This window comes from Novosphingobium gossypii (genome assembly GCF_050433305.1).
Classification (GTDB): domain Bacteria; phylum Pseudomonadota; class Alphaproteobacteria; order Sphingomonadales; family Sphingomonadaceae; genus Novosphingobium; species Novosphingobium gossypii.
Window position 1 is genome coordinate 211,086 of sequence record NZ_JBNPXM010000006.1, and the last position, 26,044, is coordinate 237,129.

The window sequence follows — 26,044 nt, forward strand, 5'->3', positions numbered from 1 at the left end:
GGATGCCCTAAAGAATTCCTTTGGCCGGCCTGCTCAGGTTGAGGCGGCCGACCGGTCGCGCCGTTCCTGCATGAGATATATGTCCATGATCCAGCCATGTTCCTGCCGAAGCCGGGCGCGCGTTTCCATGATCTGCGCGCTGACTGCCGCCAGTCTGCCCGCTATCAGCGACTGGGCCGGCATGCCCAGATAGGCGCCCCACCATATCTCGATGTCGGAACCGTCCAGCGTCTGGAAAGCCCCCCCTTCATCCAGCATGACCACCACCGAACCGGCGCCGGCAGGCCAACCATGGGCGCGCAGCAGGCGCCCGGTGGTGATCGTAACGGCCTGCGTCAGGCGATTTAGAGGAATGGCGTGGGCAGCGGTCAGGGCATGGAGGCTGGAGATGCCCGGCACCACGCGAATGTCGATCTCCATCCCCTTGCGGATCAGGCGACGGGCAATGCGCAAGGTGCTGTCGTAAAGCGAGGGATCGCCCCACACCAGCAAGGCCAGCCGGCCACCCTCGGGTAGGTGCAGCGCGATCTGCGCGGCCCAGGCGGCGGCGATCGCATCGTGCCAGGACTGCACGGCATCGACATAATCGCGCCCCGCGTCGCGAGTGGGTAGGTCGAACTCGACCACGCGCACCGGCTGCGTCAGCACGGCATCGCAGATGGCCCGGCGCACGTCGAGCAGGCCGGACTTCGCACTCCCCTTGCGCGGCAGCAGGATCAGGTCCGCCTCGTTCATGGCGCGCATCGCCTGGACCGTCAGGTGATCGGGACTGCCAGTGCCGATGCCGATCAGGTCCAGCCGGATCATTCGGTCGATCCGGCGTAGCGCGATCCGGCATGCTGCGGGCGAAAGCGCCGGTCGTACCCTTGCGCGTACAGGCTGCTTTCTGCAAAGTCCTCTGCGGCAAGGACGCGCCCGACGAGGATCAGCGCGGTACGCTCCATGGTTCCGGCGACAGCGGCCTCGATCGTCTCCAGAGTGGCCCGGACGATGCGCTGATCCGGCCAGCTTGCCCGCCACACCACCGCAACCGGGCAATCGGCGCCATAAATCGGGGCAAGATCGGCCACTACCCGTTCGAGATTGTGGATCGACAGATGGATTGCCAGCGTAGCCCCCGTCGCGGCGAAACTGGCAAGGCTTTCCGCCGGGGGCATCGTGCTGGCCCGCCCTGGAGTGCGCGTCAGCACGACCGACTGCGCCAATGCCGGCAGCGTCAGTTCCGCCTCCAGCGCGGCGGCGGCGGCGGCAAAGGCCGGCACGCCCGGCGTCACGGTGAACGGAATGTCCAGGGCGCGCAGGCGGCGCAGTTGCTCCCCCATCGCCGACCAGACGGACAGGTCGCCCGAATGCAGCCGCGCCACGTCCTGCCCGGCGGCATGGGCCTTCGCGATCTCTGCGATGATGGCGTCAAGATCCATGGGCGCGGTGTTGACGATGCGCGCGCCGGGCGGGCAGTGATCGAGCACTTGCGCAGGCACCAGCGAACCCGCGTAAAGGCAGACCGGGCTTGCCGCGATCAGATCCCGCCCGCGCAGGGTCAGAAGATCGGGCGCGCCGGGGCCGGCGCCGATGAAATGAACGGTCATGCTGAAACTCCATGGGCGATGGCGCAAGTCGCCATGCGATCGCGTGAAATGTGGCGGGGACCGAACAGCGTGGCCTCAATGCCGTCGAAGGCGGCAAGCGCGCTGGCCTCGGCCACGCTGCCCACGCCTCGCGCGGCGCGTGACGCTGCCGACACGGTAAGGGTCTGCGCCTGAGCGAGTCGTTCCTGCGGCACTGCGATGAGCGGCAGTTCCAGCAGATGGGCCAGTTCGGCAAGACGATGCGCCTTGTCGGCAACGGTGGCGACATGGGTGACCGGAGGCGCCCCGTCCCGCGCCTGCTGATACGCCGAGATCAGCGAGAACACGCTGACGTCCTCGCGAAAACCGAAGCCCGCCACGATCACAGCACAACGCTCCACTGCACCACGGGATAGCGGGCGCGCCAGCCGCGTCGCGTGCCCAGCGGCGCGGCGTCGGCCAGTTCGATGCGCAGGAGGGTGCCGCCCCGCTTGGCGTGCCAGAGCGCGAGCAGCGCCTCCGACTCCAGCGTGACCGCGTTGGCCACCAGCCGGGTGCCGGGGGCAAGCCGCTGCCACAAGGCGTCGAGCAACGCCGCCGACAGCCCGCCGCCGACGAACACCGCATCGGGCGCCGGGCCATCGGGCAGGACCGCCGGCGCGCGGCCGTTGACGACGTGCAGCCGGTCCACGCCAAGCGCCAGCGCGTTCGCCCGCGCCCGATCGGCGCGCGCGTCATCGGCTTCCACGGCGCAGGCGGTGTTGGCGGGGTGGGCAAGCAACCATTCGATCGATACCGAGCCCGAGCCTGCGCCCAGATCCCACAGATGTTCGCCTGCCCGTGGGGCCAGCGCACTCAGCGTCAGTGCCCGCAGTGGGCTCTTGGTGATCTGCCCATCGTGATCGAACAGGTCGTCGGACAACCCGCTCTTCACCGGTAAGGCGTATCCCGATCCGGCAACGGCGATGCCCACCGCCACGGGATGCCGGATGTCTGTGAAGTCCAGCGCCAGCGCCTCGACGCTGCGCACCCGCTCACGCGGCCCGCCCAGCGCTTCCAGTACGTGGAGAGTGGACGCGCCGAAACCGCGCTCCACCAGATAGGCCGCCAGCCCGGCCACCGCACCGCCATTGCGCATCAGCGCCAGAACATGCCTGCCTGGGGCAAGGTGCGGGCGCAGCCGCTGAACCGGCGCGGCGTGAAGGCCAAGGCAGGCGCAGTCCTGCAAGGCCCAGCCCAGCCGAGCCGCCGCCAACCCGAAAGTGGATGGCGCCGGGTGGGCGATCCATTCGCCGGGCGCAAGATCGCGGGTCAGGCTGCTCCCCGCGCCGAACCAGAACGGATCGCCGGATACCAGCGCCACAACATTGCGTCCGCGCTGCGCCAGCACCATCGGCACGCCATCGGAAAACGGCACTGGCCATTGCCAACTTGGCGCACTAAGCCCCGGCAGCAGGGCAAGGTGGCGGGCGGCGCCCATCACCAGATCCGCCTGTTCCAATGCCGTGCGGCTCGCCGCGCACAGTCCGTCAGCCGCATCCTCGCCGATGCCCACGATCGTCAGCCAGGGAGACGCGTTCCTGTCAGCCATGCCGAACATCCTGCTGCTGGGCGGCACGACCGAAGCGAGTACGTTGGCCCGCCTGCTGGCAGCCCACGGGACAGCTGCCGTGCTGAGTTATGCCGGACGCACCGAAAGCCCGCGACCGCAGCCCATACCTGTACGTGTCGGCGGCTTTGGCGGCGTGTCCGGGCTGGCCGCCTATCTGCGCGAACACCGCGTGACGCATCTGGTGGACGCCACCCACCCCTTTGCCGCGACGATGAGCGAAAACGCAGTGGCCGCCGCCCGCATCGCCGGAGTGCATCTTGCCGCCCTCACCCGCCCCGCGTGGGAGCCGGGCCCTGGCGACGACTGGACCGCCGCAGCCGACATCGCGGGAGCCGTCGCCTTGCTTCCCGAAACGCCGCGCCGGATCATGCTGGCGCTGGGCCGGATGCATGTCGAGGTGTTCGCCGCCCGTCCGCAGCACCATTACCTGCTGCGCTTCGTGGATGCCCCGGCGCAGCCGCCCGCGCTGCTCCGCCATACCCTGGTGGTCGATCGCGGTCCGTTCAGCCTTGATGACGATACGCGGCTGCTGCACGATCATGCGATCGATCTGCTGGTGTGCAAGAACGCCGGCGGCACGGGTGCGCAGGCAAAGCTGGCCGCAGCGCGGCGCCTTGGGCTGCCGGTGCTGATGATCCAGCGGCCCCGGCTGCCCGCCCGCACCGAGTTCCAACGACCCGAAGATGTGCTCGACTGGATCGCTCACGCCGCATCTTCCGGTACAGAGCGGGGCGTGTAGAGGATCGGGCTACCGGCCCGTTCGATCACCCGTGTCCGGCTCGACCCGACGATCACCATGGTCCGCATGTCCGCCATTCCCGCGTCCGCCTGCCCCAGAGGGACGATCCGCAGAGTCTCTTCAGGCGTGGACACCGCGCGGGCGAACAGGACAAGGCGATCATCGCCGCAGGCTTCGCGCAGCACCTCAAGCGCTCTTGCAAAGCCTTGGGGCCTTGCGCGCGATCGCGGATTGTAGAACGCCATGGCGAAATCCGCCTCTGCCGCCAGCCGCAGGCGGCGTTCGATCACGCTCCATGGTTTGAGGTTGTCCGAAAGATTGATGGCGCAGAAGTCATGGCCCAGCGGTGCCCCGGCCCGCGCGGCGGCGGCAAGCATCGCCGTGATTCCCGGCAGCACCCGGACATCCAGTTCGCGCCATGTCGATGGCCCCGCCTCCAGCGCCTCGAACAGGGCCGAGGCCATCGCGAAGACACCCGGATCGCCGGACGACACGACGACCACGCGCCGCCCCTGCGCCGCAAGGTCCAGCGCCAGCGCGGCGCGGTCCAGCTCCACCCGGTTGTCCGACGGATGCAGCGTCAGCCCGGCGCGGGGTGTCACGCGCGCAACGTAGGGAATATAGCCGACCACGTCGGTCGCTTCCGCCAGCGCGGCGCTGACTTCCGGCGTGACCATGGCCTCGCTGCCCGGCCCCAATCCGGCGACGGCGACCCATCCGGACGCGCTGATGGTCATGGCCGGCGCCCCTGTCCGTGGATCAGCAGGATCGAGAAATAGGGTGCAACCGCCTCGGCATCCACCAGCCGGGTCACGCTCTGCCCCGGCATGGCGGCGTGCTCGACCAGCCAGGCCGCGTCCTCACGCCCGGCAGCGGCGACGGCGCGGCGTAGCTTGGGCAGGTTGCGACCGATCTTCATGACCACCAGCGCGTCGGTATCGCGGATGCGCCGCACCAGTTCGTCTTCGGGCAGGGTGGCCATCGCCACCGTCAGCACATCGTCTCCCCATGTGATCGGCAGCCCGGTGGCGTTCCACGCCCCTGCCATGCCGGTGATGCCTGGCACCACCTCCACCGGAACCTGGCCCGAAAGGCGGCTGTGAAGGTGCATGAACGATCCGTAGAAAAACGGATCGCCTTCGCACAGCACGACCACGTCTTCACCGGTCCGCGTCGCCTCCAGCAGCCGCTGCGTGCAGTCGGCGTAGAAGTCGGACAGGCAGGCATTGTAGCGCGGATCGGCCAGCGGGATCTCGGTGGTCACCGGATATTCCATCGCGATCTCTACCGCGTCGGCGCGCAGCAGGCCCTGCGCGATGCGTCGGGCGTGGCCGGATCGCCCCTTCTTGCGGAAGTAGGCGATCTGCCGCGTACCGCGCACCAGCCGGTCCGCGCGCACGCTCATCAGGTCTTCCGCGCCCGGTCCCAGCCCGACGCCGTGAACGGTGCCGCTCATTCCGCCCGGCTCGCCAGAGCGTTGATCGCGGCTACGGTGATGGCGCTGCCGCCAAGACGCCCGGCGACGATGCAGCACGGAACCGGCGCCGCCTGCCAGAGCGCGTCCTTGGACTCCGCCGCTCCCACGAAGCCCACCGGACAACCGATGATCGCCGCCGGACGTGGGCAGGCCGGATCCTGCAGCATATCGAGCAGGTGGAACAGCGCGGTAGGCGCATTGCCGATGGCCACCACCGCCCCGCCCAGATGCGGACGCCACAACTCCAGCGCGGCCGCGGATCGGGTATTGCCCATCTCGCGCGCCAGGTCCGGCACGCCCGGATCGTTCAAGGTGCAGATAACCCGATTGTCCGCCGGCAGCCGCGCGCGGGTCACCCCTTCGGACACCATGCGCGCATCGCACAGGATCGGTGCGCCCCCTGCCAGAGCCCGGCGTGCCGCGCGTGCAAAACCGTTCGAGAAGCGGATATGCGCTTCCAGCCCGACCATCCCCGCAGCATGGATCATGCGGACGGCGACAGGCTCTTCATCGCTGTCGAAGCGCATCAAATCGGCCTCGGCGCGGATGATGGCGAAGGACTGGCGATAGATCGCGGCGCCGTCCTTCTCGTAGACATGCGGCATCAGGAAGCTCCAAGGAGGACGAGGATTTCGGCGCTGTCCAACCCCCGGTACAGCGGTTCGGCATCGGCGCGGGCAGCGAAGGCAAGGTCGTAACGGCCATTGTGGCCCACTACGGTAACGTCGGCGGGGCGCGAACGGGCGCACCCCTTGCCGCAGCCGGAAACATGCAGGCCGCCCTGCACGCTCGTGCAAAGCAGCCGCGCCAGATCGCGCGTCTCCACGCTGGCTTGCGGGCAGACGGGTGCGCCCGGGCAGGCATCGACGCGCAGCAGCGGATCGGCGGGATCGGTGGTAAGACCGGGAATGTCTGGCAAAGTCGCGCCCTCGACGAAAAGCATACGCCGCGGCGTCAGACGCAGCCCGGTGACGCCCGGCGTCCGCATCAGGTCCAGCAGCACGCGCGCCTCGATCCGCGCAAAGGGCACGCCGAAGACGATCCCGCCGGGCCGCTCACCCGGCAGGATGGCCGGCAGCGCAGGGGCGGGACGGGCGTCACCAGCGGCCCAGTCGGGAAGCGGCGTATCGTGCCGGGCCATCCGCCGTGCCGCCGCGCCGCCACTGTCGACGAACCAGCGCGTCAGGGCCAGCAAAGCATCGACCTCGCTACCGACGCGCAGCGTAACACCCCGATCCCGTCCGTCCGCGCGCAGCAGCAGGCTGCCGTCACCGGCGCGCTCGATCCGGAAATCGCCGGGTTCGCACGCCAGCGCCAGACCTTCGCCCGCGTCGATGACGAAGCCCACCTTGCCCGGAAGCTGCGAAAACTCCTGCAGCCGATCGCGCAGTTCGCCAGCGATGCGCGCGGTGTCGTCGCCTGCCCGCCAGTCCGGCGCGGCGAGGATATTGCGGCGGCTTTCCTGCTCCCCATCACCGTCGACGATGTTGGCAGCGCAAAGCTGCTCCAGCAGCCTCGGCCAACAGGCCTCCTCAACGCCGCGGATCTGGAAGTTGGCGCGACGGGTCAGGTCGATCTGGCCGTTACCGTAAGCCAGCGCGGCCTCGCACAGGGCCTGCACCTCGACAGCGCTCATCCGGCCCAGATGCGGCTTTACCCGTACCAGCAGTCCGTCCCCGGCCATCATCGGATGCCAGGCATCGGGGCACCAGCCCCGCACCTGTCCTTCTCCTTGCGCCGTCACAGGCAACCCACCCCGCGCGCCGGGCCGAACCAAGGGACGGGGCTTATCGGCAGACGCCGACCGACGCGGGCCGACGGGCGGGCGCAAAAGGCACCCGGCGACGCGCGCACGTGCAGCCCCGGCCGCACCGCTTCGTCGCCCAGACGGAAGAACAACCGTGCCGTGACCATCCCCTGGACCAAGGCAAGAGCGACCAGTGCGCCGGCAGGTCTCCTGGCTCGCGGGTCACAGCTTGATGCACGCCTTCCCGGACCTTGCGGCCCAGTGGCTGCCTCCCTGAAGGAGGCGAGTGCATCGCGCTATCCGCTCACAGTTGCAGGGACAGCCGCGGATTTGGGAGCCAGGCCCCCGCACCGCATTCCCGATTAAGCCCCGTGAAGGGCACCGGCACGATCATGTCCGGCCAACGGATCGCTCCGCAGCCGGACCTGCGCCTTACAACGAACTTGCGCGGTGACCAACCGATTCCGTCGCGAATGAACCAGGGTCCGGGCGGCCGCCGTTGCGAGCCGCCCGAAGGCCGATGCTACATGGTGACCTTGGCACCTGCGTACATGTAGCGGCCCACGAAGCTGATCGGGTAGTTTGTGGACGCGATCGAGGGTTCCTGGTCGAACAGGTTGTTGGCGCCGACGAAGAAGCGGAAACGCTCATCCACGTCATAGGCGACGTAGATGTCGTGCTGCCACTTTTCCTTGTAGCGGAAATACCTGGGATCGGAGATGTCTGGGTTGGCGGCCAGTTCCTCGATCGTGTAGCGGCGCGTCTTGCTGAACCAGCTGACACCGTAGTTCACCGTCAGCTTGTCCAGCTTCCAGGTCACGTCCGCGGTCGCGTTCCACTTGGGATAGTACGATTCCTCGCGGTCCACATCGACTGTCGCGCCCGGCGTCGGGATGAACTCAAGCTTGTTGAGGTAGCCGCCCACCAGGGTCACGCCGAACGATCCGGCCCGCGCCGTGTCGAACGCATAATTCAGCTTGATGTCGGCGCCCGAGGTACGGAAATTGGCGACGTTCTGGGGCTGCACGAACCAATCCGAGATATAGCCGGTGCCGGGGGTGCGCGTGATGTTGGAGCAGTAAACGTTGTCCAGCGTCGGCTGATCGACACAAAGTTCCGCGATTTCTTCGGCGGTGGGCGTGTTGATCGCGTTCTTCAGCTTGATGTCGTACCAGTCGAACGAAGCGACCAGCCCGGGGATGAAGCTGGGGCGCACAACCACGCCGGCAGTCCAGGTCCGCGCGGTCTCTTCCTGCAGGTTGCGGTTGCCGCCCGAGAAACCGGGAAGGCTGACCGTTGCCGCCGGATCGTTTTCGGGGTTGAACGCCGCGATCTGAGCGGGCGAAAGCCCCGCCGCCTGCAGCGTCGCCTGGCAGTTGGCCACGCGGTATTGGGTGCCCTCGCCGATGAACACCGGGTCGCACGGATCGCTGATGAACGAGAAGCCGCCGTTGCGCGGGGCGAACAGTTCGGAGATGTTCGGCGCGCGCACGGCTTCGGACCACGTGCCGCGGAAAGTCACGTCGCGGATCGGGGCGTAAGTACCATCGACCTTCCAGGTGGTGGTCTTGCCCACCGTCGAGTAATCGGAAAGGCGCAGCGCCGCACCGAAGCTCAGGTTGTAGGCGAACGGTACTTCCTTCAGGACCGGCACCGAAAGCTCCGCGAAGGCTTCCTTGACGTCGAAGCTGCCGCGTTCCGGCAACTGCAGCGAGAAGTCGGCCAGTGCCCCCTGCTGCAGCAGCGCATCCGGGGTAAACTGGCTTTTTTCCTTGCGATATTCGCCGCCCAGCGCGAACCCGACCGGACCGCCCGGCAGTTCGAAGAACTGACCGAAATCGCCCGAGATCGAGCCGGACACGACATGCTGCTGGATCTTGGCGCGGTTCATGATGTCCGCGTTGATCCAGTCCACCGCCGCCTGATCGCGCACGCCGTTGCCCACCAGGTTCAGCGGGCGGCAGCCGCTGCCGGCACCGGGCGTGAAGGTGGTCGCGGGCGCATCGAAGTTGTTGGGGTCGATGTTGCCGCCCACCAGGTTCGAACGGCATACGACATTGCCCGTGGCCGGATCGACCACCGCATCGAGCGCCGCATAATAGCGATCTTCGATGCGATAGTTCGTGAGACCGATCTTCGACTTGGTCTGCCCGAAAGTGTAATAGATATCGTACCGCGCGTGATCCGAAATCTGCCCTTCGAAGCCGCCGACGAACCGCATCGTTTCGCGGTCGTTGGTCTCACCGCGAACACCCAGATCGTAGTTGTCGCGCGAGATGTAGGCGCCGTCCGCCGTCGAGGCGATGCCGGCGAACCGTTCCTGCAGGTAGGGGTTCTCAGGCGTCAGGTACGTGAAGAAATCGAACGACGGCTGCGCCTGCGTGAAGGTCTTGTTGCGGACGTACTTGCCTTCGAAATAGAACGAAACCGCATCGCTGAAGTCGTAATGCGCCAGCAGGTTGACGTTGTGAACGCGGTTGGCGGCCTGCAGGTCGCCCTGGTAGCCGGCCAGCGGGGTGCTGTCGCCGCCCTGCGTCAGGCCGCCTGACGACGGCAGCAGCAGGCCCCGGTCATAGACCTTGCCCGAGCCGGTGTAGTCCGGGATGCCATCCAGATCGAGATCGATCGCGCCATCGGGCGAACTGTCGGCATAGCGCAGGTTGTTGAACGGACGACGATCGGGCACGGCGGGATCGTCCGGGAAGTCCGCCGGATCGCGCACGATGCCATACGTGCGCAGGGGATCGCCGGTCCGCGCGCGGCGGGTGCTGGACACCCGATCCTGTTCGCGAAATTCGTAGGACAAGGCGACATTGCCGCGCCCGTCACTGAAATTGCGGCCATACGTCAGCGAGCCGTACCGCTGGCCGGCGTCTCCACGGCTGGAGATGCCCATCTGTCCGCTGGCCTTCAGCCCTTCGAAGTCGCGCTTGAGCTGGAAGTTGACCACGCCCGACACGCCGTCCGCACCGTAGATGGCCGATGCGCCGCCGGTCAGCACGTCGACGCTCTCGATCAGGTCGGTCGGGATGGTGTTGATGTCGACGGCTGCGGAGCCGGACAGGCTAGCGACGTGGCGCCGGCCGTTGACCAGCACCAGCGTGCGGTTCTCACCCAGGCCGCGCAGATCGAGGAGCGCCACGCCTACTGCGCCGAAATCGCTCTGCGAACCGGACGTCCGATAGCCGCCCAGCGAATTCAGCAGGGCCGGGTTCTGCGCCAGAGTGTCGATGATCTGGACGTTGCCGGACTGCTCCAGCGTTTCGGCGGTGACGGTGACCAGCGGGTTGGCCACCCCGTAATCCGAGCGCTGGATGCGGCTGCCGGTGACGACGATGGCATCGTCGGCGCTGTCTTCAGCAGCAGTTTCCTGTGCATGGATCGTGGTCGGGAGCAATGTCGAAAGCGCGGTGGCAACAAGCCAAGCCCCGGCGCGGCGGCGATTACGGTTGATCATGGAGAGCCCCTGTATTGCCCTAGTTCAAGGATACAGGCTCTCGACAGATGCCATGGCTGTCAACATCTCGAGGTTATCTAGCCATCGCTTTATTACAGCATGTTGCAATGATGTTACGCTTATAAGTCGTTGCGAAAATTGCTACTTCTTGTCCAGATCGCGCCTTTATACTTCTCGCCCAAGGGCTCAGATGGTTGATGCATACCGCAAGGGCATTCCCGGCCGTGTGATGCACGGGATCGCAGGCAGTCCAGCCAAGCACCCCTAACTCTATAACGTGCTAGAGATTCTGTCGAAGCGCCAAGTTTTTCTGCCTCGCCGCGACAAGGGGCCAGCCTATCAGGGGCGAACATCGCCTTGCGCGATCACCGCCGTCAGGTTGCAACGCGGGACTTCGTCCTTGCACTTGCGGCGCGAAACGCTCAGTGGGGCGACCCCGCCCGCACTTGCCACCCTAATCCGAGCAGACCGCTTCGCTTTTCCATGATCGATCTCGACGGCATATCCAAACAGTACCCCGACGGACATGCGGCGCTGGCCGATGTGACGTTCTCGATCCCCAAGGGCGCCGTCTTCGGCATCATCGGCCGTTCCGGGGCAGGCAAGTCCACCTTGCTGAGGCTCATCAACGGGCTGGAGCAGGCGAGCAGCGGCACTGTCACGGTGGACGGCAAGGCCGTGGGGGCGCTGTTGGCGCCGGACCTGCGTTCCCTGCGGCAGCGGGTGGGCATGATATTCCAGTCCTTCGGCCTGCTTGCCAACCGCACCGTGGCCCAGAACGTCGAGCTGCCGCTGGAACTGGCTGGCGTCCCCGCCCCGGAACGCGCCGCCCGCGTCGCCACGTTGCTGGAGCGCGTGCAGATCGCGGACAAGGCAGACGCCTATCCTGCGCGGCTTTCCGGGGGTCAGCGGCAACGGGTGGGCATCGCCCGCGCGCTGGCCACGGCTCCCGAAGTGCTCCTATGCGACGAGGCCACAAGCGCGCTCGATCCCGAAACCACCCGCTCGATCCTCGAACTGCTCGCCGAACTCAACCGCGAGCGTAACCTGACCATCGTTCTCGTGACGCACGAGATGTCGGTCGTGCGCGCCATATGCGACCGGGTTGCCGTGCTGGACGGCGGCCGCCTGATCGACACCGGCCTCACGCCGGACGTGCTGTCGCGACAGGCCGCCGCGGACGGGTCAGGCCTCGCGGGCGCAGAAGCATGATGGACGCCCTGTTCCGCAACATCGTCTGGCCGGAGATCGGCCAGGCTTTGCTCGATACGCTGCTGATGCTCGGCGCATCGATGCTGCTTACGGTCATCGCCGGGGTGCCGCTGGGCGTCCTCCTGTTCCTCACCGGCCCCGGCCAGGCTGCGGAAAGCAAGCTGCTCAACCGCACACTCGGGGTGGTGGTGAACATCCTGCGGTCGATCCCCTTCGTGATCCTGCTGATCCTGATGATCCCCTTCACGATACTGGTGATGGGAACCTCGCTGGGCGTCGTGGGCGCGGTCCCCCCGCTGGTGGTGGGGTCCGCGCCGTTCTACGCGCGGCTTGTCCAGGGGGCGCTGCGCGACATTCCGCAGGCGACGATCGAGGCCGCCAAGGCGATGGGCGCCACCCGGCTGCAACTGATCTTCAAGGTGCTCATGCCCGAAGCGCTGCCCAGCCTGGTTTCGGGCGCGACGGTGACAGCGATCGCGCTCGTTTCGTTCACCGCGATGGCCGGAGTGGTCGGGGCCGGGGGCCTGGGGGATCTGGCGATCCGCTACGGCTATCAGCGGTTCCAGTCCGACGTCATGTTCGTCACCGTGGCGCTGCTGGTCATTCTGGTTCAACTCATCCAATGGTTCGGCGACTGGCTTTCGCGCCGGATCGACCATCGATAGGAATTGCGCCGATGATCCGTAGATCGCTGCTCGCTCTCATTCCCGCATTGCTTCTGGCCGCCTGCGGCGGCGCCGGTAACGAAAAGTCCGGAAATACGCTCAGCATCGCCGCCACGGCAGTGCCCCACGCCGAGATTCTGGAACACGTCAAACCGGCGCTGCTCAAGCAGGGGGTCACGCTCGAAATCCGCGTCTTCAACGATTACGTGCAGCCCAACAAGCAGGTCCAGCAAGGGCAGATCGACGTTAACTATTTCCAGACGCGCCCTTTTCTGGACGATTTCAACCGGGCCAACCATGCCGATCTGGTGCCGGTGGCGGCGGTCCACATCGAACCGCTGGGCGCCTATTCACGCAAGTGGAAGGATCTGAAGCAGATCCCTGATGGCGCGACCGTGGCCATTCCCAACGATGCCAGCAACGGCGGACGTGCCCTGCTGCTGCTGGGCAAAGCCCGTCTCATCACGCTGAAGAACCCGGCAGACCCGCTCGCCTCGACCCGCGACGTGGTGGGCAACCCGCTGCATCTGGTGTTCAGGGAGATCGAAGCGGCTACCTTGCCCCGCACGCTGGGTGAAGTGGATCTGGCACTCATCAACACCAACTATGCGCTCGACGCGGGGCTGAACCCCGTTCGCGACGCGCTGGTGATCGAGGATCGCAACTCGCCTTACGTCAACCTGATCGTCGGCAAGCCGCGGAGCGAGAGCGACCCGCGCGTCAGAAAGCTGGTCGCGGTGCTGCACAGCGAAGACGTTAAGCGCTTCATAGCCGGGTCATACAAGGACGCGGTGCTGCCGGCATTCTGACGGAGCACCGCCGACATCTCCGCCGGCGGTGCTTAGTCACGGGCGCGGTCAGGCGGTGGGCACCGTTCCGCCATCGATCACGAACTCCGCGCCGGTAATGCTGCCCGCCTGGTCCGATGCAAGGAAGGCGATCAGGTTCGCCACTTCCGCCGCGGTGCTAGGCCGACCGATCGGGATGCCGCCAAGCGAGTTCATGATGATCCTTTTGCCCTCCCCCGCGCCGCCGTCACCGCCCAGCCGTTCCGCCAGCCCCATGGAGGCTTCCGTCTCGATCCAGCCGGGTGAAACCCTGACGACGCGCACCTCGTCGGGGAACACCTCCTTGGACAGGCTCTTGCTGTACGTCGACAGCGCAGCCTTGGCGGCAGCATAGGCGGTCGTCGCCTCCGGCAATGGCAATACGTGCCGGATCGAGGTGATGTGAACGACCACGCCATGCCCCTGCTTCACCACCCCGGGAACCAGCATGCGATGGCGGCGGACCGCCGGCATCAGGTTCAGCGCGATCTCGCTCTCCCAGTCGCCATCGTCCAGAGTCGTAAAGCCGCCCGCCGGAGCGCTTAAACCGCCAAGCATGTGGACGATGACGTCCACCCCGCCCATCCGCTCCCTCGCGGCGGATGCCCGGGCCTCGCACCCCTTCGGCATCACGAGATCTGCGGCAAGGAACATCCCTTCGGCAAGCGGGTCTGGCTTGCTGCGCGCCGACGTCAGCGAACGCGCGCCAAGCTGGCGAAAGCGTTCCACCGTGGCAGCCCCCGCCGCCCGCCCATTTCCAGGAACGGGATCGCGGCATGATCCCCATCCCCCGATGCCTTCGTCCGCAAGCACGAACATGTAGCGCAGATCAATCGGACTGCCGGGACAGGCGCCCGTCACGCGGCCGGAGTTAGTTGTCCGCTTACCCTACGTCGCGATCGTCAGCGCCTCGACGGTGTACGCATACTTGCCGGCCGCCTGCGCCTTCTACCCCGGGATGGCGTCGCGCGTCCCGCATGGTCTTGTTCTTCATCCCTGACGACTGCCTCTTCGGTAAAGCCGCGGGCGACTGCATCAGCATCCTGTTGCGCCATCCTCCCGCAGTCCAAGGCTAGGAAGGATCACTTCCATAATCCTTGATCGGCCGGCCAGCGACGCGCCTTGTCCAATCGCCTCGAAAGCATCGGTGTGGGGCTCCACGTAACTCACCGGAGCAAACGACTCGAAATGACCATGTTGGACCTCGATCCGGTACCCTGCATCGCCGGACAACCTCGCACTGTCGCCCTTGTACCGCCACGAAAGCCTGTCGGCGAAACCCGTGAACGCAACGGCCCGATTGAAGTCGAGCCGGTGTCCGGTATACGACCCACCGACCTGCAAATTGATCCGCGATAGATTGGTCCCGGCATAGACACCAAGGTGATAGTTGTCGCCATGCCCTGTGTCCGTGTGCCGTTGCAGTGTTGAACTTCGAGCGGCTGTAACCGTCCATCACGCCCGGGGAGGCGGCCTCTTCAAAAGCCACATCCGCGCCGCCCGGCAAACCACGGGCCGAACGGTGTAGAACCTCCGGGTTGCCCTTGCCGACCAGGGAGCCCCGCGGTCCGTATCCATGTCCCACACCGACACACCGGGTCCACCTGCCTGGCTGCGGTCGATCGCCTTTTGCTAGCATGTCGGGCCAGCGTCGCGCGGGTAGTGGCTATCCTCTATCAGCGCGCTCTTGGCGGAAGGATGGATCTCTCCGACAGGCGTCCGAATCCGGCCCTGTTCGATCAAGATGAAGGGATAGCGGCCAGCGAAACAATCACGACGGCATGGGTGAGACACCGCCTGTTTGCACTGGCAGCTTGAGCAGGAACGCGGTGCCGAGGCCCGGCTCGCTTCGGCATTCGATGTGTCCATTATGGCGGACCATCACCGTATGAACGAAACTGAGGCCCAGGCCCGCTCCACTGGTTCTTGATCCCAGCCCTGCCGGGCCCCGACGAAATCGCTCGAATATGGTCTGCCGCAGTGCAGGCTCGATGCCCGGCCCTTGATCCTCGATCGCGCAAATCGCCCAAGTCGCGCCGTCAGCCTGGACCGTGGAGAACAGCGAACAGTTGATCGTCGTGCCTTGCGCGCTGTACTTGATGGCGTTGCCGATGACGTTGACCAGCGCCCGGGTCATGAGTGAGCGTTCCACGGTAACTTCCAACCGGTCGTCCGTGTGCGTGACGATGCCGATGGTTTTCGTTTTTGACTGCGGCCACAGTTCGTCAATTGCGTCCATCAGCATGTCGCCCAGATCGACCTGTTCCAGCGCATATTCCAGGTTCTCGGCGCGCGCCAGCTGCACGAAGCCGTCGGCAAGCTGCAGGGTACGCTCCGCGTAATGCCGGATTATCGTGGATTCGCGCTCCGAGATTCTGTCTTCGGTCGCCGTTTCCAGAACCGCAAGGATCGATGCCTGAGGCGAGCGCATGTCATGGGTCAGCAGTTGCACCACGTCGTCGCGCTGCTTCTGCGCGGCTTTCGCTTCGCTGACGTCCACGAAACGGATGACCCATCCGACGCGCGCGCCTTCTGCCGACGTCTGTCCAGCGATGCCGACAAGCAGGAATGGGCCCTGGTGGAACTGCACCTCGCAGGCCGCGGCTTCCTCAATCGGAGGAAAGCGCACCACATCGCCGCTGCCGGTAGGGCGGCAGCGGCGCAGGATCGCGCTGATGCCGCCGGCGTCCTCCAGCGCGCCAACAGGGGCTGCAAACAGCCTGCGCGCCGCGACGTTGGCGAGCAGGATGGTACCCTCGAGGTCGGTCACAACCGTCGCATCAGGCAACTGGTCGAGCCGATCAGCGACGAAATGGCGCATCTGCCGGTGGCGCGCGATCGCGACGTGCAGCAGTTCAATCGTGCCTGCGACGCCCCGGGCCCTCCGGGCGGCAATCGGCTGGGGGATCAGTGCCGGCTCTTCCTGCAACCGTTCCAGCTGTGCGCGCATGAAGCGCTCTGTCGCGGCCAGCTGCCTCCACCCCCAGATCGGGTAGGCCACTGCCAGCCCCGCCAGCGCTGTCGATGGCGGCAACCATATGCGAAGGAGCATCAGCGCACCGATCGACAGGCCCAGGACCAATGCCGCACACAGCGCAAGGCTGGTCAGGGCGGGAAGCCACCGGAATGGGCCCAGCGCAAGCATCAGCAGCCAAGCAGGCAGCAGTGCCAGCGCCAGGCAGGCGGTCGGACCCGCGCGCGCCATCATCGCACCGCTGCGCAGCCCCTGAAGGAGATAGGCCTGGATTTCCAGCCCCGACATCACGCCACCGGCTGGCGTTGCATAACGGCTGCCGAGGCCGGAGGCGGTAACACCGACCAGCACGATCCTGTCCTTCACCAGTTCGGCCGGCACTTGTCCCGTCAGGATAGCCGAAGCGGAAACCTCGGGCCAGCGAGCCGTTCCGCCGCCGAACGGTATCAGCCTGCTTCGCCCGGCGATAGACAGGCCGCTGCGGGGGGACCGCGCCATTACGTCCGCGAGGTGCGGCGTCTGGTGTGCAAATCGGTCCGGAAGCATCGCGGTGCGCACGACGCCATCAGGGTCCGGCAACACGGTGGCAGCGCCGAGACCTGCGGCGGCGCCTCGCACTATGGGAATCGGCAGCAGGGGTGGCCCTGAGTCCGGCACCCCGGCAGTAGCGGATGGCAGCACGGGCAGGAACACAGGCGCGCCCCGGCCCATCGCGCGGGCAAGCGCGCTGTCTCCGGCCGCGTCGGTCGGCTCCGTGAAGAGGACGTCATAACCGATCGCCTTCGCCCCGGCAGCGTTCAGCCTGTCGACAAGGGCGGCGTGGACGGCGCGGTTCCAGGGCCAGCGGCCGATCCGGCCGATGCTGTCGTCGTCGATCTCGACCAGCAGATTGGCATCCGCAGAGGGCGCAGGAGCGAATTGCAGCAGGTGGTCGTAGATGGCGTTGTCGAAACGCTCCATCGTGCGATCCATCGTCATGACCACGACGAGCAGGCTGGTGACGACGACGATCCACCACCATTGAGTACGCAGCCTGAGATGCCGCCAGGGCTTCACCGACTCTCCTCGACCCTCAGTTCTGCGTAAGGCGACCACTCGGTGCTGACGCTACCCCCGACCATCCGACTGGTCTCGACACGCCAGCGATAACGACCGCGCGGCAGGTCAATCGCGGCCTGCTCCGTGGCGGCGAGGTCGGGCAGGTCCACCAGCGGCCTGTCCTCCTTGCCCGTCCTTGCCAGCTGGAATCGGAAGCGCGCGCGGGATGCGTCGCGCACATCCCAGTGGAACAGGTACTGCCGGTAAGGCCCCGCCCAGCCCATCTCGATCGCCATGCGCATCCGCTCAAGCCGGCGCTGGAACGAATGGACGGCAGGCTCACCTTCCAGCGCATTGGCGTCGATGGCCGTGGCCCGCACGAAATAGGGGCCATCGGGCAACGATGCGAACCGCACATCGGGCGTCGGGCCGGTCGCTTCGTCGAGTACCTCAAGGAACCTAGCGTCGGCGGCGATTTGCACGTGGTAGGCGTCGGCACCGGGCTGCTGCTTCAAAGTGAAATGGATGCCGTCGCCGGTCTGGGCGGCATCCGGGTCCAGCAGTTCCGGGGCGGGCAGCAGCGCCACCGGCTCCGACAGTTCGCTGGTGGTTCCGAAACCGGCGGGTAGCGCCTGTGTCTCATGCGCATCGGCATCGAAGCCGACCTTGCCTTCCAGCACCTCGCTCGTCGCAACGCCCGTGTCGGCATCGTAGCCCATCCGGAACTTAGTGCCACGCACCGAAGTGATGGCCCTTGGCGTCGAGAAGCGAAAATCGCTCAGCGGATCGGTCATCGGCGTGACGGTGGCGCTTGCTCCGCCCCGCTCGATGCCGAACAGCCGCTCCACATGGCTGTCGAACACCACACGGCGCAAGCGCTGCACCCGCACTGCCGATTGCGAAGGCAGGGCAATGGTCGTCGCATCGGGCAGGGTGAGCGTGACGAAGGATTTCTGCCCCGTCTCGATCAGCGTGCCTTCACCCACGGTCATGCCGGGGGCGGCAGGCGTTCCGCCGATCCGCACCGCACCGCGCACGCTGTGAACGGTGCCCCTGACCTGCTCATGCCGCAGCAGCGCGCGCGGAATGACAAGGACCATGCCGATCGGCAGCCGCAATGGGTCCGCCACCCGGTTCAGCCGCTGGACGATGCGATAATCCTCGGTACGGATAAAGTAGGTGGCGGCCAGCCGGAACAGATTGTCTCCCGGTCGGACGACATAACGAGCGTCCGAGCGCGCGATATCGGGCGCCGCCGCGTCCGGACGGGCCACAGCCACGCCATCGGCAATCGCCGTCAGCAGGAAAAGGCCGGCGACTGCCGCCGCCCGCGCTCTACGATGCCAGGGCTTCAAGTCGGTATCCATAGGAATAGATCGGAACAAGCTTGACACCGTTGTCTGGGCGCAGGTGGAGCTTGGTCCTGACATTGGAGATATGCACGTCGAGCGTTCGGGTCGGCAGGTTCGGGTTCCGCCCCCAGACCGCTTCGAAGATATAGGCCCGCGCCAAAGCCCGGTGCATGTTCCTGAACAGCAACAGCGCCAGCGCGAATTCCTTGGCCGTCAAGGCGATCGGCTGCCCGACCAGCTCGACCGTCTCGGCCCGTGTGTCGAAGCAGTAGCTGCCGTAATGCTCGAACCCGGAAAGGGGCGCGGGATAGGCGCGGCGGGCCAGCGCGTCGATCCTTGCCTTGAGCACGATGGGCGCCACCGGCTTTATGACATAATCGTCCGCACCGGCGGTCAGCCCGGCAACGATGTCCTCCTCCGCCGACCTGCTGGTCAGCATCAGCGAAGGCGGAACGATCTCCAGATTGTCCCGGCCCCACGAGATGACCTCCAGCCCGGACAGGCCCGGCACGTTCCAGTCGAGAATGAGGACATCGAAAGTCGCGCGATGCAAGGCGCGCACAAGCGTCTGGCCATCGACGAACACATCGCATGAATGGCCCGCTTCGGCGAGCGTCTTCTCCACCAAGCCGGCCAGGGCCACATCGTCCTCAAGTATCGCTATTCGCACGGCTACCCTTCGTTGCCCTGCACAGGCCTGAACGGTTGCCATAGCAGCGCCCCTGCTGATTGCGAGGCGGCAAGACCCGGCTTTGCAATGTTTTACAGGGGGTGTCTCGAAGGTGGGCACATTTCGATTTTGCACTCCTTTACATGACAGCCCGGACGATCGCCGCTTAAGGCCCTCCTATTGGGAAAACTCCCTAGAGAACAATGTGATGAGTGTTGCGACTGCCGGAAGCGCAGCGCCGTTTCCATGGCAAGCACCCCGGAGGATCGTGGAGCACCTGTTCGGATCGACAACGCTGGCAGCGTGTATGGTCGATCGCGATCTCACGATCTGCAAGGCCAGCAAGGCAGCTGCCGCGATGTTCGGCCTCGACTCGCTATTGGGGCTGCGTGCAGGCGACCTCGTTCCAGGCGCGGCGCTGATCCTGCAGCGGTACTTCGATCTGGCCGATCTTGATGAACCGCTGCCCGATCACCGCTTCATGGCGGACGGGCGCGACTATGCGGTTACGTTCCACACCTTGATAGACCCGCAGACGGGCGCAGGTGCGCTGCTGGTCATCGCGCTGGACATGACCCGCAGCCTGCGGATCGAACGGGTGCTGCGCACGTCGCGCCGCCGGCTGCTGACCGCTTCGCAACAGGACCACCTTACCGGATTGCTGAACCGGCGAGGCTTCGACGCCGCGTTCCACCGCGAAGTTCGGCGGGCGCGGCGGGCTGCCACGCCGCTCTCGCTGCTCATCATCGATATAGACTGGTTCAAGGCCTACAACGATAGCTTGGGACACCAGGCAGGCGACCGCTGCCTAGGCCTCGTCGCCGACGCACTGGGCGGTTGCCTGCGACGCGCAGGTGATCTTGCGTGCCGCTATGGAGGCGAGGAGTTCGCGGTCATCCTGCCGGAAACCGATGAGGACGGCGCCTCTGCAGTCGCCGCGAACTGCCGGCAGGCGGTCGAAGCGCTGGCAATTCCGCATCCGGAAAGCTCGTACGGCCAGATCACCGTCAGCGTCGGCATCGCATGGACCGGTGCCGTCGCCGGGGCCGGGACGATCCTGACCGATGCTTCGCAGATGTTCGCCAAGGCCGACGCTGCCTTGTACACAGCGAAACGCAACGGTCGCAATCGCTGCGAATAGACCGATCGTCGATCCTATGGCTGATACAGTGTTACTGGGTGCCGACCATGGGCGCCAGCTTCCCGATGACGATGCCGCTGCACCACGCCGACACCATGATGGCGCGGCAGCTGACCAGCCGGAAGAACGGCTGACGATCGACGACGCCGGGTGACCGTCGAGCTCATGGTCGCCAGCATTGGCACCATCGTGTGGTGTGGATGCGTGTTGCCCGCAGGTCCGCTACGATCAGTCGCGTTGGTGACCGCAACGCCCAGCTGAACTAGCAGAACCCCTGCGGGCAGAAGCATCGCGCCGCTGACATCTACCACGGACAGATCGTCGGGCAATGAACTGCAACAACGATGTAATGGAAACACGTTAACCGGGTAGCTATCCTGCTAGGAGATAGCTCCGTGAATGCAACCGTGACGGCTGGCGAGTACGCCCGGCCCAATCTTGAAAAAGGCCTGGGAATGGCAGGGCAGCTGGGCTTCGGCGCAGCGATCCTGGCGGCTATCGGGTATGTCGCCTACAGCGTCTACGCCGATGCCGCCGCTTCGGGCATGGGCGCCATCGCCCTGCTTCCTTTCCTGCTGCTCTTCATCGCCCTGCTCATCGCGCTGGGGTTCGAGTTCGTCAACGGCTTCCACGACACCGCCAACGCGGTGGCTACGGTGATCTACACCAACGCCATGCCAGCCAATGTCGCGGTGGTATGGTCGGGCTTCTTCAACTTCCTGGGTGTCCTGCTCTCCAGCGGCGCGGTGGCGTTCGGGATCGTCTCGCTGCTGCCGGTCGAACTGATCCTGCAGGTCGGCTCCAGCGCCGGTTTCGCGATGGTTTTCGCGCTGCTGATCGCCGCCATCGTGTGGAACCTTGCCACCTGGTGGCTGGGCATCCCCTCGTCCAGCTCGCATACGCTGATCGGTTCGATCATCGGTGTCGGCGTGGCCAACGCGATGATGCACGGCAAGAGCGGCACCGCAGGCGTGGACTGGACCAAGGCGACTGAAATCGGCCAGGCGCTGCTGGTTTCGCCGCTCATCGGGTTCGGCGTCGCCGCGCTGCTGTTCCTGGCGATGAAGGTGCTGATCCGCAACGAAGCGCTTTATCAGGAACCCAAGGGCGATACTCCGCCGCCCCTGTGGATCCGCACCCTGCTGATCTTCACCTGCACCGGCGTCAGCTTTGCGCACGGATCGAACGACGGGCAGAAGGGCATGGGCCTCATCATGCTGATCCTGATCGGCACCGTGCCCACCGCCTATGCGCTGAACCGCGCTGTGCCGGAAAGCTACACGCAGGAATTCCACATCGGCGCCGATAAAGCCTATGCCGCGCTGACCAACGGAGCCGCCGCGGCTGCCATTCGCCCAGACGATGCCCGCCGCACCGTCACCAGCTACATCGCCGACAAGACCTACAAACCCGAAACGGCGCCTGCCCTAGCTGCGCTGGTGCAGCACATCGATCGTCAGGTCGACGAATACGGCTCGCTGGCGAAGGTGCCTGCCGCCGCTACCGAAAACGTGCGCAACGACATGTACCTGGCTTCCGAGGGCATCAAGCGCCTGGCCAAGGACGAGGCCGCCAATCTGGACGACACGCGGGTAGAGGCGGTGAACGGCTTCAAGAAGTCACTCGATGCCGGCACCCGCTTCATCCCCACCTGGGTCAAGGTGGCGGTCGCCTTTGCGCTGGGCCTCGGCACCATGGTCGGGTGGAAGCGCATCGTCGTGACGGTGGGTGAGAAGATCGGCAAGTCGCACCTTACCTATGCGCAGGGCGCTTCGGCCGAACTGGTCGCGATGGGGACGATCTTCGCTGCCGACCACCTTGGCCTTCCGGTGTCGACCACGCACGTCCTGTCTTCGGGCGTCGCGGGCACGATGGCCGCCAACAAGTCGGGCCTGCAGATGAGCACCGTGCGTAACCTGCTGATGGCCTGGGTGCTCACGCTGCCCTGTTCCATCCTGCTTGCCGGTGGGCTCTATGCGGTATTCTCGATGGTCTTCTGATGGGCGACATCCTGCCCGGCGATCCCCGCCCTGCGGGGATTGCGCCTGAATTCAACGTCGGTCCAGGCCTCATATGGGGCCTGGACTTCGCCGTTCATGGCATGCGCGAGGTTGCGTCGTGCGACAGCGCCGATCGCGGAGTGTTCCGCTGGCTGCACCTGAATCTTGCCGATCAGGGCACCCGCACCTGGATAGAGAACGCGCCGGCGCTTTCACCCGCCACGCGCGAACTGCTGCTGTCGCCCGATTCCCACCAGCGCGCGCTGGTGGACGGCGCGGCGGTATGCTGCATCCTGCACGACCTTGAGCGGGACTTCGACGTGGGTGATACCGCCCGCGTAGGCGCGCTGCGGGTCATGGTGATGCCGGACCTCATCATCACCGCGCGCCGCCATCCGCTCGGCTCCGCGGACATCGTGCGCCAGAAGATCGAGGGCGGCGCACGTATCGTCGGCCCGGCCAGCGCGCTGGATCTGTTGGCAGGCGGCCTCAGCCAGAACATCGATGCGGTGATCCGCCGCCTGTCGGCGGACGTCCAGGCGGCCGAAGACACGTTTCTTGAAGGGCACAGGCCGCCGACCAGCCAGCAACTGCTCGGCATCCGGCGTCGGCTGGCGCAAATCCACCGCATGCTGGACGGCACGCAGCGCGTCTTCCGTCGGCTTGAGCAGGACGATGATCTGCCCGACAACCTTCACGCCACCGTCGAAAAGCTGTCCCAGCGCATGCAGGGCCTGGATGCCGATGCGCTGGCCGTGCAGGGTCAGCTGCGGCTGCTGCGTGACGAACTGGATCTGCAACAGGACCAGCGCACCAACCAGAACCTCTACCTGCTGTCAGTCATGACGGCGCTGCTGCTGCCCGCCACGCTGGTGACCGGCCTGTTCGGCATGAACACCGGCGGCCTGCCCTTCACCGGCGCGCATGGTACCCTGGCGGCAACGCTGGTCGCAGGCGGTACGGCGCTGGCGACGTACCTGTTCCTGCGCTCCAAGGGGTTCTTCCGCTAAGGGCCGTGCCCCGTCAGAAAGCTTGCGGCACGATCATTTCGGGCGGAACCGGGTGGCGGATGTAATCGGCATTGCGCACGCGATCGGGCAGGATGACGGCGCTGCGCGGCACGTCGTCGTAAGGAATCTGGTCCAGCAGATGCGCGATGCAGTTGAGGCGCGCACGCTTCTTGTCGACCGCCTCGACCACCCACCACGGCGCCTCGGGAATGTGCGTATGCTCCAGCATCGCTTCCTTGGCGCGGGTATAGTCTTCCCAGCGGCGGCGCGATTCCACGTCCATGGGCGACAGCTTCCACTGCTTGAGCGGATCGTGGATGCGCATGTTGAAGCGGAACTGCTGTTCCTCGTCGGTGATCGAGAACCAGTACTTCAGGAGGATGATCCCGGAGCGCACCAGCATCCGCTCGAACTCGGGCACAGAGCGGAAGAACTCTTCCACCTCGTCCTCGGTGCAGAAGCCCATCACGCGTTCCACGCCCGCCCTGTTGTACCAGCTGCGGTCGAACAGCACGATCTCCCCGGCGGCGGGCAAGTGCTGCACATAGCGCTGGAAGTACCACTGGGTACGCTCGCGCTCGTTGGGGGCGGGCAGCGCGGCCACGCGGCACACGCGCGGGTTCAGCCGCTGCGTGATGCGCTTGATGGCGCCGCCCTTGCCCGCCGAATCGCGGCCCTCGAAAAGGATGACGACTTTGAGCCCCTTGTGCTGGACCCATTCCTGCAGGCGGACCAGTTCATGCTGCAGGCGGAAAAGTTCGCGAAAATAGGTGCGCCGTTCGATCTGGGCCCGGTCAGGGTGGTCCGCCATGTCGCCCAGAAGTGCTTCGAGGCGGCTTTCGTCGATCTCCATTTCCAGCTCTTCGTCGAAGCTGTCAGCGATCTCGTCCTTGATCCGGTCCATCTCGAAAGCATCAGTCAGCGACATGGGGTCATTCCTCGTTGAAACGCCGCCGAACCTGAAGGGGGCCGATGACACGGGGATGACCATCCCGATTTAAATGAAAGCGCGATAGCTAATCGGCGCAATCAAACTGCCGCAATGCAAGCATACATCATGGCGACATTGTCGTTCGGGGGCCTTGATGCGTAGTTCTACCGCAATTGCCGTTAGCTGCAGTGGGCTGTTCCTGGCGGCGCCAGCCTCGGCGCAGACTGTCGAAGACCTTCAGCGGCAAATCCTGGAACTGAAGGCACAGGTCGAGGCGCTGCGGGCAGAGCGCAATGCCGAACTGGCCACGGCGCGCCCCGGCGCCGCGCCCGCCGCCCCGCCATCCGCGGTCGCCTCGGCTCCTGCAGCGCAAGCGCCGGCCACCTTGGCACCGGTCGGGCAATCTTCGCCGCCGCAGCTGGCGACTGCGGCCTCTTCCAAGGAGAAGCCGAAGAACGGCGATCACTGGTACGATCGGCTCAAGCTCCGCGGGTATACGCAGATGCGCTACAACGCCTTCATCGACGGTGACGACACCGCGCCCAGCGGCCGGTCGCGCCTGCGCTCGGTGCACGACAGTTCGATCAACGAGAACGGCGGCTTTTCGCTGCGCCGCGCGCGCCTTATCCTGCAAGGTGACCTGTCGGACCACGTCTCGCTCTATTTTCAGAGCGATTTCGCATCGGCAGTGAATGCACAGTCGAACGGGGAACGGCGCGAACACTACGTGCAGTTGCGCGACGCCTATGCCGACGTGTTCCTGACCGGCGACCACACGCTGAAGGTGCGGCTTGGCCAGTCCAAGGTGCCGTTCGGGTGGGAGAACCTGCAGTCTTCGTCCAACCGCCTGACGCTTGACCGGTCGGACGCGATCAACAGCGCGGTTCCAAGCGAACGCGATCTGGGCGTCGTGCTGTTCTACACGCCGACGCGGGTCCAGCGCATCTGGGCCCGGCTGCTCAAGGCCAAGCAGAAGACCTTCGGCAACTACGGCGCCTTCGCGCTTGCGGCGTACAATGGTCAGGGCGTCAACCGGACCGAACAGAACAAGGGGCTGGCGACATACGCCATGGCGACGTGGCCGTTCGAGCTTGACGGGCTGGGCGGCGCATTCCGCGGGCAGGTGCTGGAAGTGGGCGGCACGGCGATGCTCAACAAGATCCGGCCTGAACTGCGCACGGGCGGGGTCAGCGATGCCGATTTCACCGACAACCATTTCGGCGTGCATGCCATCCTCTATCCGCAGCCGTTCGGCCTGCAGGCGGAATGGACCAAGGGTCGCAGCCCGCAATACAACGATGCGCTGAGGGCGATCCGGGTGACCGACGCCAGTGGCGGCTACGTCCAGGCGATGTACGACGTGGGTGATGTCGGCCTTGGCCGGCTCATGCCTTACGGTCGCTGGCAACACTATCGTGGCGGCTGGAAGGCCAGCACCAATTCGCCGCGTCTGGAAACGGACGAGATCGAAGTGGGTGTCGAATGGCAGATCTTCGATGCGCTCGAACTTACCCTCGCCTACGCCAACATGAAGCGGCGCGAGGCGGACGAACGGCGTGCGGGACGGGCCGAAGGCAACCTGATCCGAACTCAGGTGCAGTGGAACTACTAGGCCCACGGTACG

The 26,044-nt window shown here is 65.9% G+C and carries 23 protein-coding genes, 1 pseudogene and 1 riboswitch; of the genes and pseudogenes, 9 read left to right on the forward strand and 15 right to left on the reverse strand.

The window, feature by feature from the left end; genetic code table 11:
* Nucleotides 1-33: 33 nt before the first annotated feature.
* The 4 genes from cobF to cbiE are packed head-to-tail and all read right to left on the reverse strand — an operon-like array spanning nucleotide 34 to nucleotide 3,159.
* Nucleotides 34-807 carry a precorrin-6A synthase (deacetylating) gene (gene cobF / locus GGR40_RS13310; protein WP_429276724.1) on the reverse strand — a complete coding sequence of 258 codons (774 nt, stop codon included), beginning with the start codon at nucleotides 805-807 and terminating at the stop codon, nucleotides 34-36.
* Nucleotides 804-1,589: a precorrin-4 C(11)-methyltransferase gene (gene cobM / locus GGR40_RS13315; protein WP_429276725.1), complete on the reverse strand. Its 786-nt coding sequence runs from the start codon at nucleotides 1,587-1,589 to the stop codon at nucleotides 804-806. Before cobM ends, cobF begins: the two co-directional genes overlap by 4 nt.
* Nucleotides 1,586-1,954 (reverse strand): cobalamin biosynthesis protein, encoded by a 369-nt coding sequence (locus tag GGR40_RS13320; protein WP_429276726.1) that lies wholly within the window; start codon nucleotides 1,952-1,954, stop codon nucleotides 1,586-1,588. The genes cobM and GGR40_RS13320 overlap by 4 nt, the downstream gene beginning before the upstream one ends.
* On the reverse strand, nucleotides 1,951-3,159 hold the full coding sequence (gene cbiE / locus GGR40_RS13325) for a precorrin-6y C5,15-methyltransferase (decarboxylating) subunit CbiE (RefSeq protein ID WP_429276727.1): 1,209 nt from the start codon (nucleotides 3,157-3,159) through the stop codon (nucleotides 1,951-1,953). The genes GGR40_RS13320 and cbiE overlap by 4 nt, the downstream gene beginning before the upstream one ends.
* Here cbiE and GGR40_RS13330 point away from each other — a divergent pair.
* A complete protein-coding gene (locus GGR40_RS13330; RefSeq protein ID WP_429276810.1) occupies nucleotides 3,158-3,919 on the forward strand; it encodes a cobalt-precorrin-6A reductase in 762 nt (253 codons plus the stop codon). The genes cbiE and GGR40_RS13330 overlap by 2 nt on opposite strands.
* On the opposite strand, the gene cobJ is transcribed toward GGR40_RS13330, so the two are convergent.
* From cobJ to GGR40_RS13355, 5 genes are all read right to left on the reverse strand, one after another.
* The gene (gene cobJ / locus GGR40_RS13335; protein WP_429276728.1) at nucleotides 3,883-4,656 is read right to left on the reverse strand and encodes a precorrin-3B C(17)-methyltransferase; all 774 of its coding nucleotides are present in this window, start codon (nucleotides 4,654-4,656) and stop codon (nucleotides 3,883-3,885) included. The genes GGR40_RS13330 and cobJ overlap by 37 nt on opposite strands.
* Complete coding sequence (gene cobI, locus GGR40_RS13340) at nucleotides 4,653-5,375, reverse strand: precorrin-2 C(20)-methyltransferase (protein WP_429276729.1); 723 nt, start codon at nucleotides 5,373-5,375, stop codon at nucleotides 4,653-4,655. Before cobI ends, cobJ begins: the two co-directional genes overlap by 4 nt.
* A complete protein-coding gene (locus tag GGR40_RS13345; protein WP_429276730.1) occupies nucleotides 5,372-6,001 on the reverse strand; it encodes a precorrin-8X methylmutase in 630 nt (209 codons plus the stop codon). The genes cobI and GGR40_RS13345 overlap by 4 nt, the downstream gene beginning before the upstream one ends.
* Nucleotides 6,001-7,116, reverse strand: a complete 1,116-nt coding sequence (locus GGR40_RS13350) for a cobalamin biosynthesis protein CobG (RefSeq protein ID WP_429276731.1) — start codon at nucleotides 7,114-7,116, stop codon at nucleotides 6,001-6,003. Before GGR40_RS13350 ends, GGR40_RS13345 begins: the two co-directional genes overlap by 1 nt.
* A 210-nt stretch (nucleotides 7,117-7,326) precedes the next feature.
* Nucleotides 7,327-7,544: riboswitch (cobalamin riboswitch) on the reverse strand.
* A gap of 122 nt (nucleotides 7,545-7,666) precedes the next feature.
* Entirely contained in the window at nucleotides 7,667-10,600 is a 2,934-nt protein-coding gene (locus tag GGR40_RS13355) for a TonB-dependent receptor plug domain-containing protein (protein ID WP_429276732.1), read from the reverse strand.
* 483 nt (nucleotides 10,601-11,083) lie between these two features.
* On the opposite strand from GGR40_RS13355, the gene GGR40_RS13360 reads away from it, so the two are divergent.
* The 3 genes from GGR40_RS13360 to GGR40_RS13370 are packed head-to-tail and all read left to right on the forward strand — an operon-like array spanning nucleotide 11,084 to nucleotide 13,286.
* On the forward strand, nucleotides 11,084-11,812 hold the full coding sequence (locus GGR40_RS13360) for a methionine ABC transporter ATP-binding protein (protein ID WP_429276733.1): 729 nt from the start codon (nucleotides 11,084-11,086) through the stop codon (nucleotides 11,810-11,812).
* Entirely contained in the window at nucleotides 11,809-12,477 is a 669-nt protein-coding gene (locus GGR40_RS13365) for a methionine ABC transporter permease (RefSeq protein WP_429276734.1), read from the forward strand. The genes GGR40_RS13360 and GGR40_RS13365 overlap by 4 nt, the downstream gene beginning before the upstream one ends.
* An 11-nt stretch (nucleotides 12,478-12,488) precedes the next feature.
* A complete protein-coding gene (locus GGR40_RS13370) occupies nucleotides 12,489-13,286 on the forward strand; it encodes a MetQ/NlpA family ABC transporter substrate-binding protein (RefSeq protein WP_429276735.1) in 798 nt (265 codons plus the stop codon).
* A gap of 48 nt (nucleotides 13,287-13,334) precedes the next feature.
* Here GGR40_RS13370 and GGR40_RS13375 read toward each other — a convergent pair whose 3' ends face one another.
* The 5 genes and pseudogenes from GGR40_RS13375 to GGR40_RS13395 all read right to left on the reverse strand — a co-directional run bounded on the left by GGR40_RS13375 (nucleotide 13,335) and on the right by GGR40_RS13395 (nucleotide 19,338).
* Nucleotides 13,335-14,165, reverse strand: coding sequence for an SDR family oxidoreductase (locus GGR40_RS13375; RefSeq protein WP_429276736.1), 831 nt, complete (start codon nucleotides 14,163-14,165; stop codon nucleotides 13,335-13,337).
* A 174-nt stretch (nucleotides 14,166-14,339) separates the two neighbouring features.
* A pseudogene (locus GGR40_RS13380) lies at nucleotides 14,340-14,732 on the reverse strand (autotransporter outer membrane beta-barrel domain-containing protein); the annotation flags it as partial.
* A 343-nt stretch (nucleotides 14,733-15,075) separates the two neighbouring features.
* Nucleotides 15,076-17,334, reverse strand: coding sequence for a CHASE2 domain-containing protein (locus GGR40_RS13385; protein ID WP_429276737.1), 2,259 nt, complete (start codon nucleotides 17,332-17,334; stop codon nucleotides 15,076-15,078).
* Nucleotides 17,331-18,671, reverse strand: coding sequence for a FecR family protein (locus tag GGR40_RS13390; RefSeq protein WP_429276738.1), 1,341 nt, complete (start codon nucleotides 18,669-18,671; stop codon nucleotides 17,331-17,333). Before GGR40_RS13390 ends, GGR40_RS13385 begins: the two co-directional genes overlap by 4 nt.
* Entirely contained in the window at nucleotides 18,652-19,338 is a 687-nt protein-coding gene (locus tag GGR40_RS13395; protein WP_429276739.1) for a response regulator transcription factor, read from the reverse strand. Before GGR40_RS13395 ends, GGR40_RS13390 begins: the two co-directional genes overlap by 20 nt.
* A 268-nt stretch (nucleotides 19,339-19,606) precedes the next feature.
* Between GGR40_RS13395 and GGR40_RS13400 the strand changes: the two genes are divergently transcribed.
* The 4 genes from GGR40_RS13400 to GGR40_RS13415 all read left to right on the forward strand — a co-directional run bounded on the left by GGR40_RS13400 (nucleotide 19,607) and on the right by GGR40_RS13415 (nucleotide 23,489).
* Complete coding sequence (locus tag GGR40_RS13400) at nucleotides 19,607-20,479, forward strand: GGDEF domain-containing protein (protein ID WP_429276740.1); 873 nt, start codon at nucleotides 19,607-19,609, stop codon at nucleotides 20,477-20,479.
* 16 nt (nucleotides 20,480-20,495) lie between these two features.
* Nucleotides 20,496-20,633: a hypothetical protein gene (locus GGR40_RS13405; RefSeq protein ID WP_429276741.1), complete on the forward strand. Its 138-nt coding sequence runs from the start codon at nucleotides 20,496-20,498 to the stop codon at nucleotides 20,631-20,633.
* 301 nt (nucleotides 20,634-20,934) lie between these two features.
* Complete coding sequence (locus tag GGR40_RS13410) at nucleotides 20,935-22,479, forward strand: inorganic phosphate transporter (protein WP_429276811.1); 1,545 nt, start codon at nucleotides 20,935-20,937, stop codon at nucleotides 22,477-22,479.
* Nucleotides 22,479-23,489: a CorA family divalent cation transporter gene (locus GGR40_RS13415; protein WP_429276742.1), complete on the forward strand. Its 1,011-nt coding sequence runs from the start codon at nucleotides 22,479-22,481 to the stop codon at nucleotides 23,487-23,489. The genes GGR40_RS13410 and GGR40_RS13415 overlap by 1 nt, the downstream gene beginning before the upstream one ends.
* 13 nt (nucleotides 23,490-23,502) lie before the next feature.
* On the opposite strand, the gene ppk2 is transcribed toward GGR40_RS13415, so the two are convergent.
* Nucleotides 23,503-24,417, reverse strand: a complete 915-nt coding sequence (gene ppk2 / locus GGR40_RS13420; RefSeq protein WP_429276743.1) for a polyphosphate kinase 2 — start codon at nucleotides 24,415-24,417, stop codon at nucleotides 23,503-23,505.
* A 157-nt stretch (nucleotides 24,418-24,574) separates the two neighbouring features.
* On the opposite strand from ppk2, the gene GGR40_RS13425 reads away from it, so the two are divergent.
* Complete coding sequence (locus GGR40_RS13425) at nucleotides 24,575-26,032, forward strand: porin (protein WP_429276744.1); 1,458 nt, start codon at nucleotides 24,575-24,577, stop codon at nucleotides 26,030-26,032.
* Nucleotides 26,033-26,044 lie beyond the last annotated feature (12 nt).

Excerpts from the sequence above, each read along its gene's own strand:
- cobF (WP_429276724.1), bottom strand. The coding sequence starts at position 807 with ATGATCCGGCTGGACCTGATCGGCATCGGCACTGGCAGTCCCGATCAC.
- cobM (WP_429276725.1), bottom strand. The coding sequence starts at position 1,589 with ATGACCGTTCATTTCATCGGCGCCGGCCCCGGCGCGCCCGATCTTCTG.
- GGR40_RS13330 (WP_429276810.1), top strand. The coding sequence starts at position 3,158 with ATGCCGAACATCCTGCTGCTGGGCGGCACGACCGAAGCGAGTACGTTG.
- cbiE (WP_429276727.1), bottom strand. The coding sequence starts at position 3,159 with ATGGCTGACAGGAACGCGTCTCCCTGGCTGACGATCGTGGGCATCGGC.
- cobJ (WP_429276728.1), bottom strand. The coding sequence starts at position 4,656 with ATGACCATCAGCGCGTCCGGATGGGTCGCCGTCGCCGGATTGGGGCCG.
- cobI (WP_429276729.1), bottom strand. The coding sequence starts at position 5,375 with ATGAGCGGCACCGTTCACGGCGTCGGGCTGGGACCGGGCGCGGAAGAC.
- GGR40_RS13345 (WP_429276730.1), bottom strand. The coding sequence starts at position 6,001 with ATGCCGCATGTCTACGAGAAGGACGGCGCCGCGATCTATCGCCAGTCC.
- GGR40_RS13355 (WP_429276732.1), bottom strand. The coding sequence starts at position 10,600 with ATGATCAACCGTAATCGCCGCCGCGCCGGGGCTTGGCTTGTTGCCACC.
- GGR40_RS13360 (WP_429276733.1), top strand. The coding sequence starts at position 11,084 with ATGATCGATCTCGACGGCATATCCAAACAGTACCCCGACGGACATGCG.
- GGR40_RS13365 (WP_429276734.1), top strand. The coding sequence starts at position 11,809 with ATGATGGACGCCCTGTTCCGCAACATCGTCTGGCCGGAGATCGGCCAG.
- GGR40_RS13370 (WP_429276735.1), top strand. The coding sequence starts at position 12,489 with ATGATCCGTAGATCGCTGCTCGCTCTCATTCCCGCATTGCTTCTGGCC.
- GGR40_RS13405 (WP_429276741.1), top strand. The coding sequence starts at position 20,496 with ATGGCTGATACAGTGTTACTGGGTGCCGACCATGGGCGCCAGCTTCCC.
- GGR40_RS13410 (WP_429276811.1), top strand. The coding sequence starts at position 20,935 with ATGGCAGGGCAGCTGGGCTTCGGCGCAGCGATCCTGGCGGCTATCGGG.
- GGR40_RS13415 (WP_429276742.1), top strand. The coding sequence starts at position 22,479 with ATGGGCGACATCCTGCCCGGCGATCCCCGCCCTGCGGGGATTGCGCCT.
- ppk2 (WP_429276743.1), bottom strand. The coding sequence starts at position 24,417 with ATGTCGCTGACTGATGCTTTCGAGATGGACCGGATCAAGGACGAGATC.
- GGR40_RS13425 (WP_429276744.1), top strand. The coding sequence starts at position 24,575 with ATGCGTAGTTCTACCGCAATTGCCGTTAGCTGCAGTGGGCTGTTCCTG.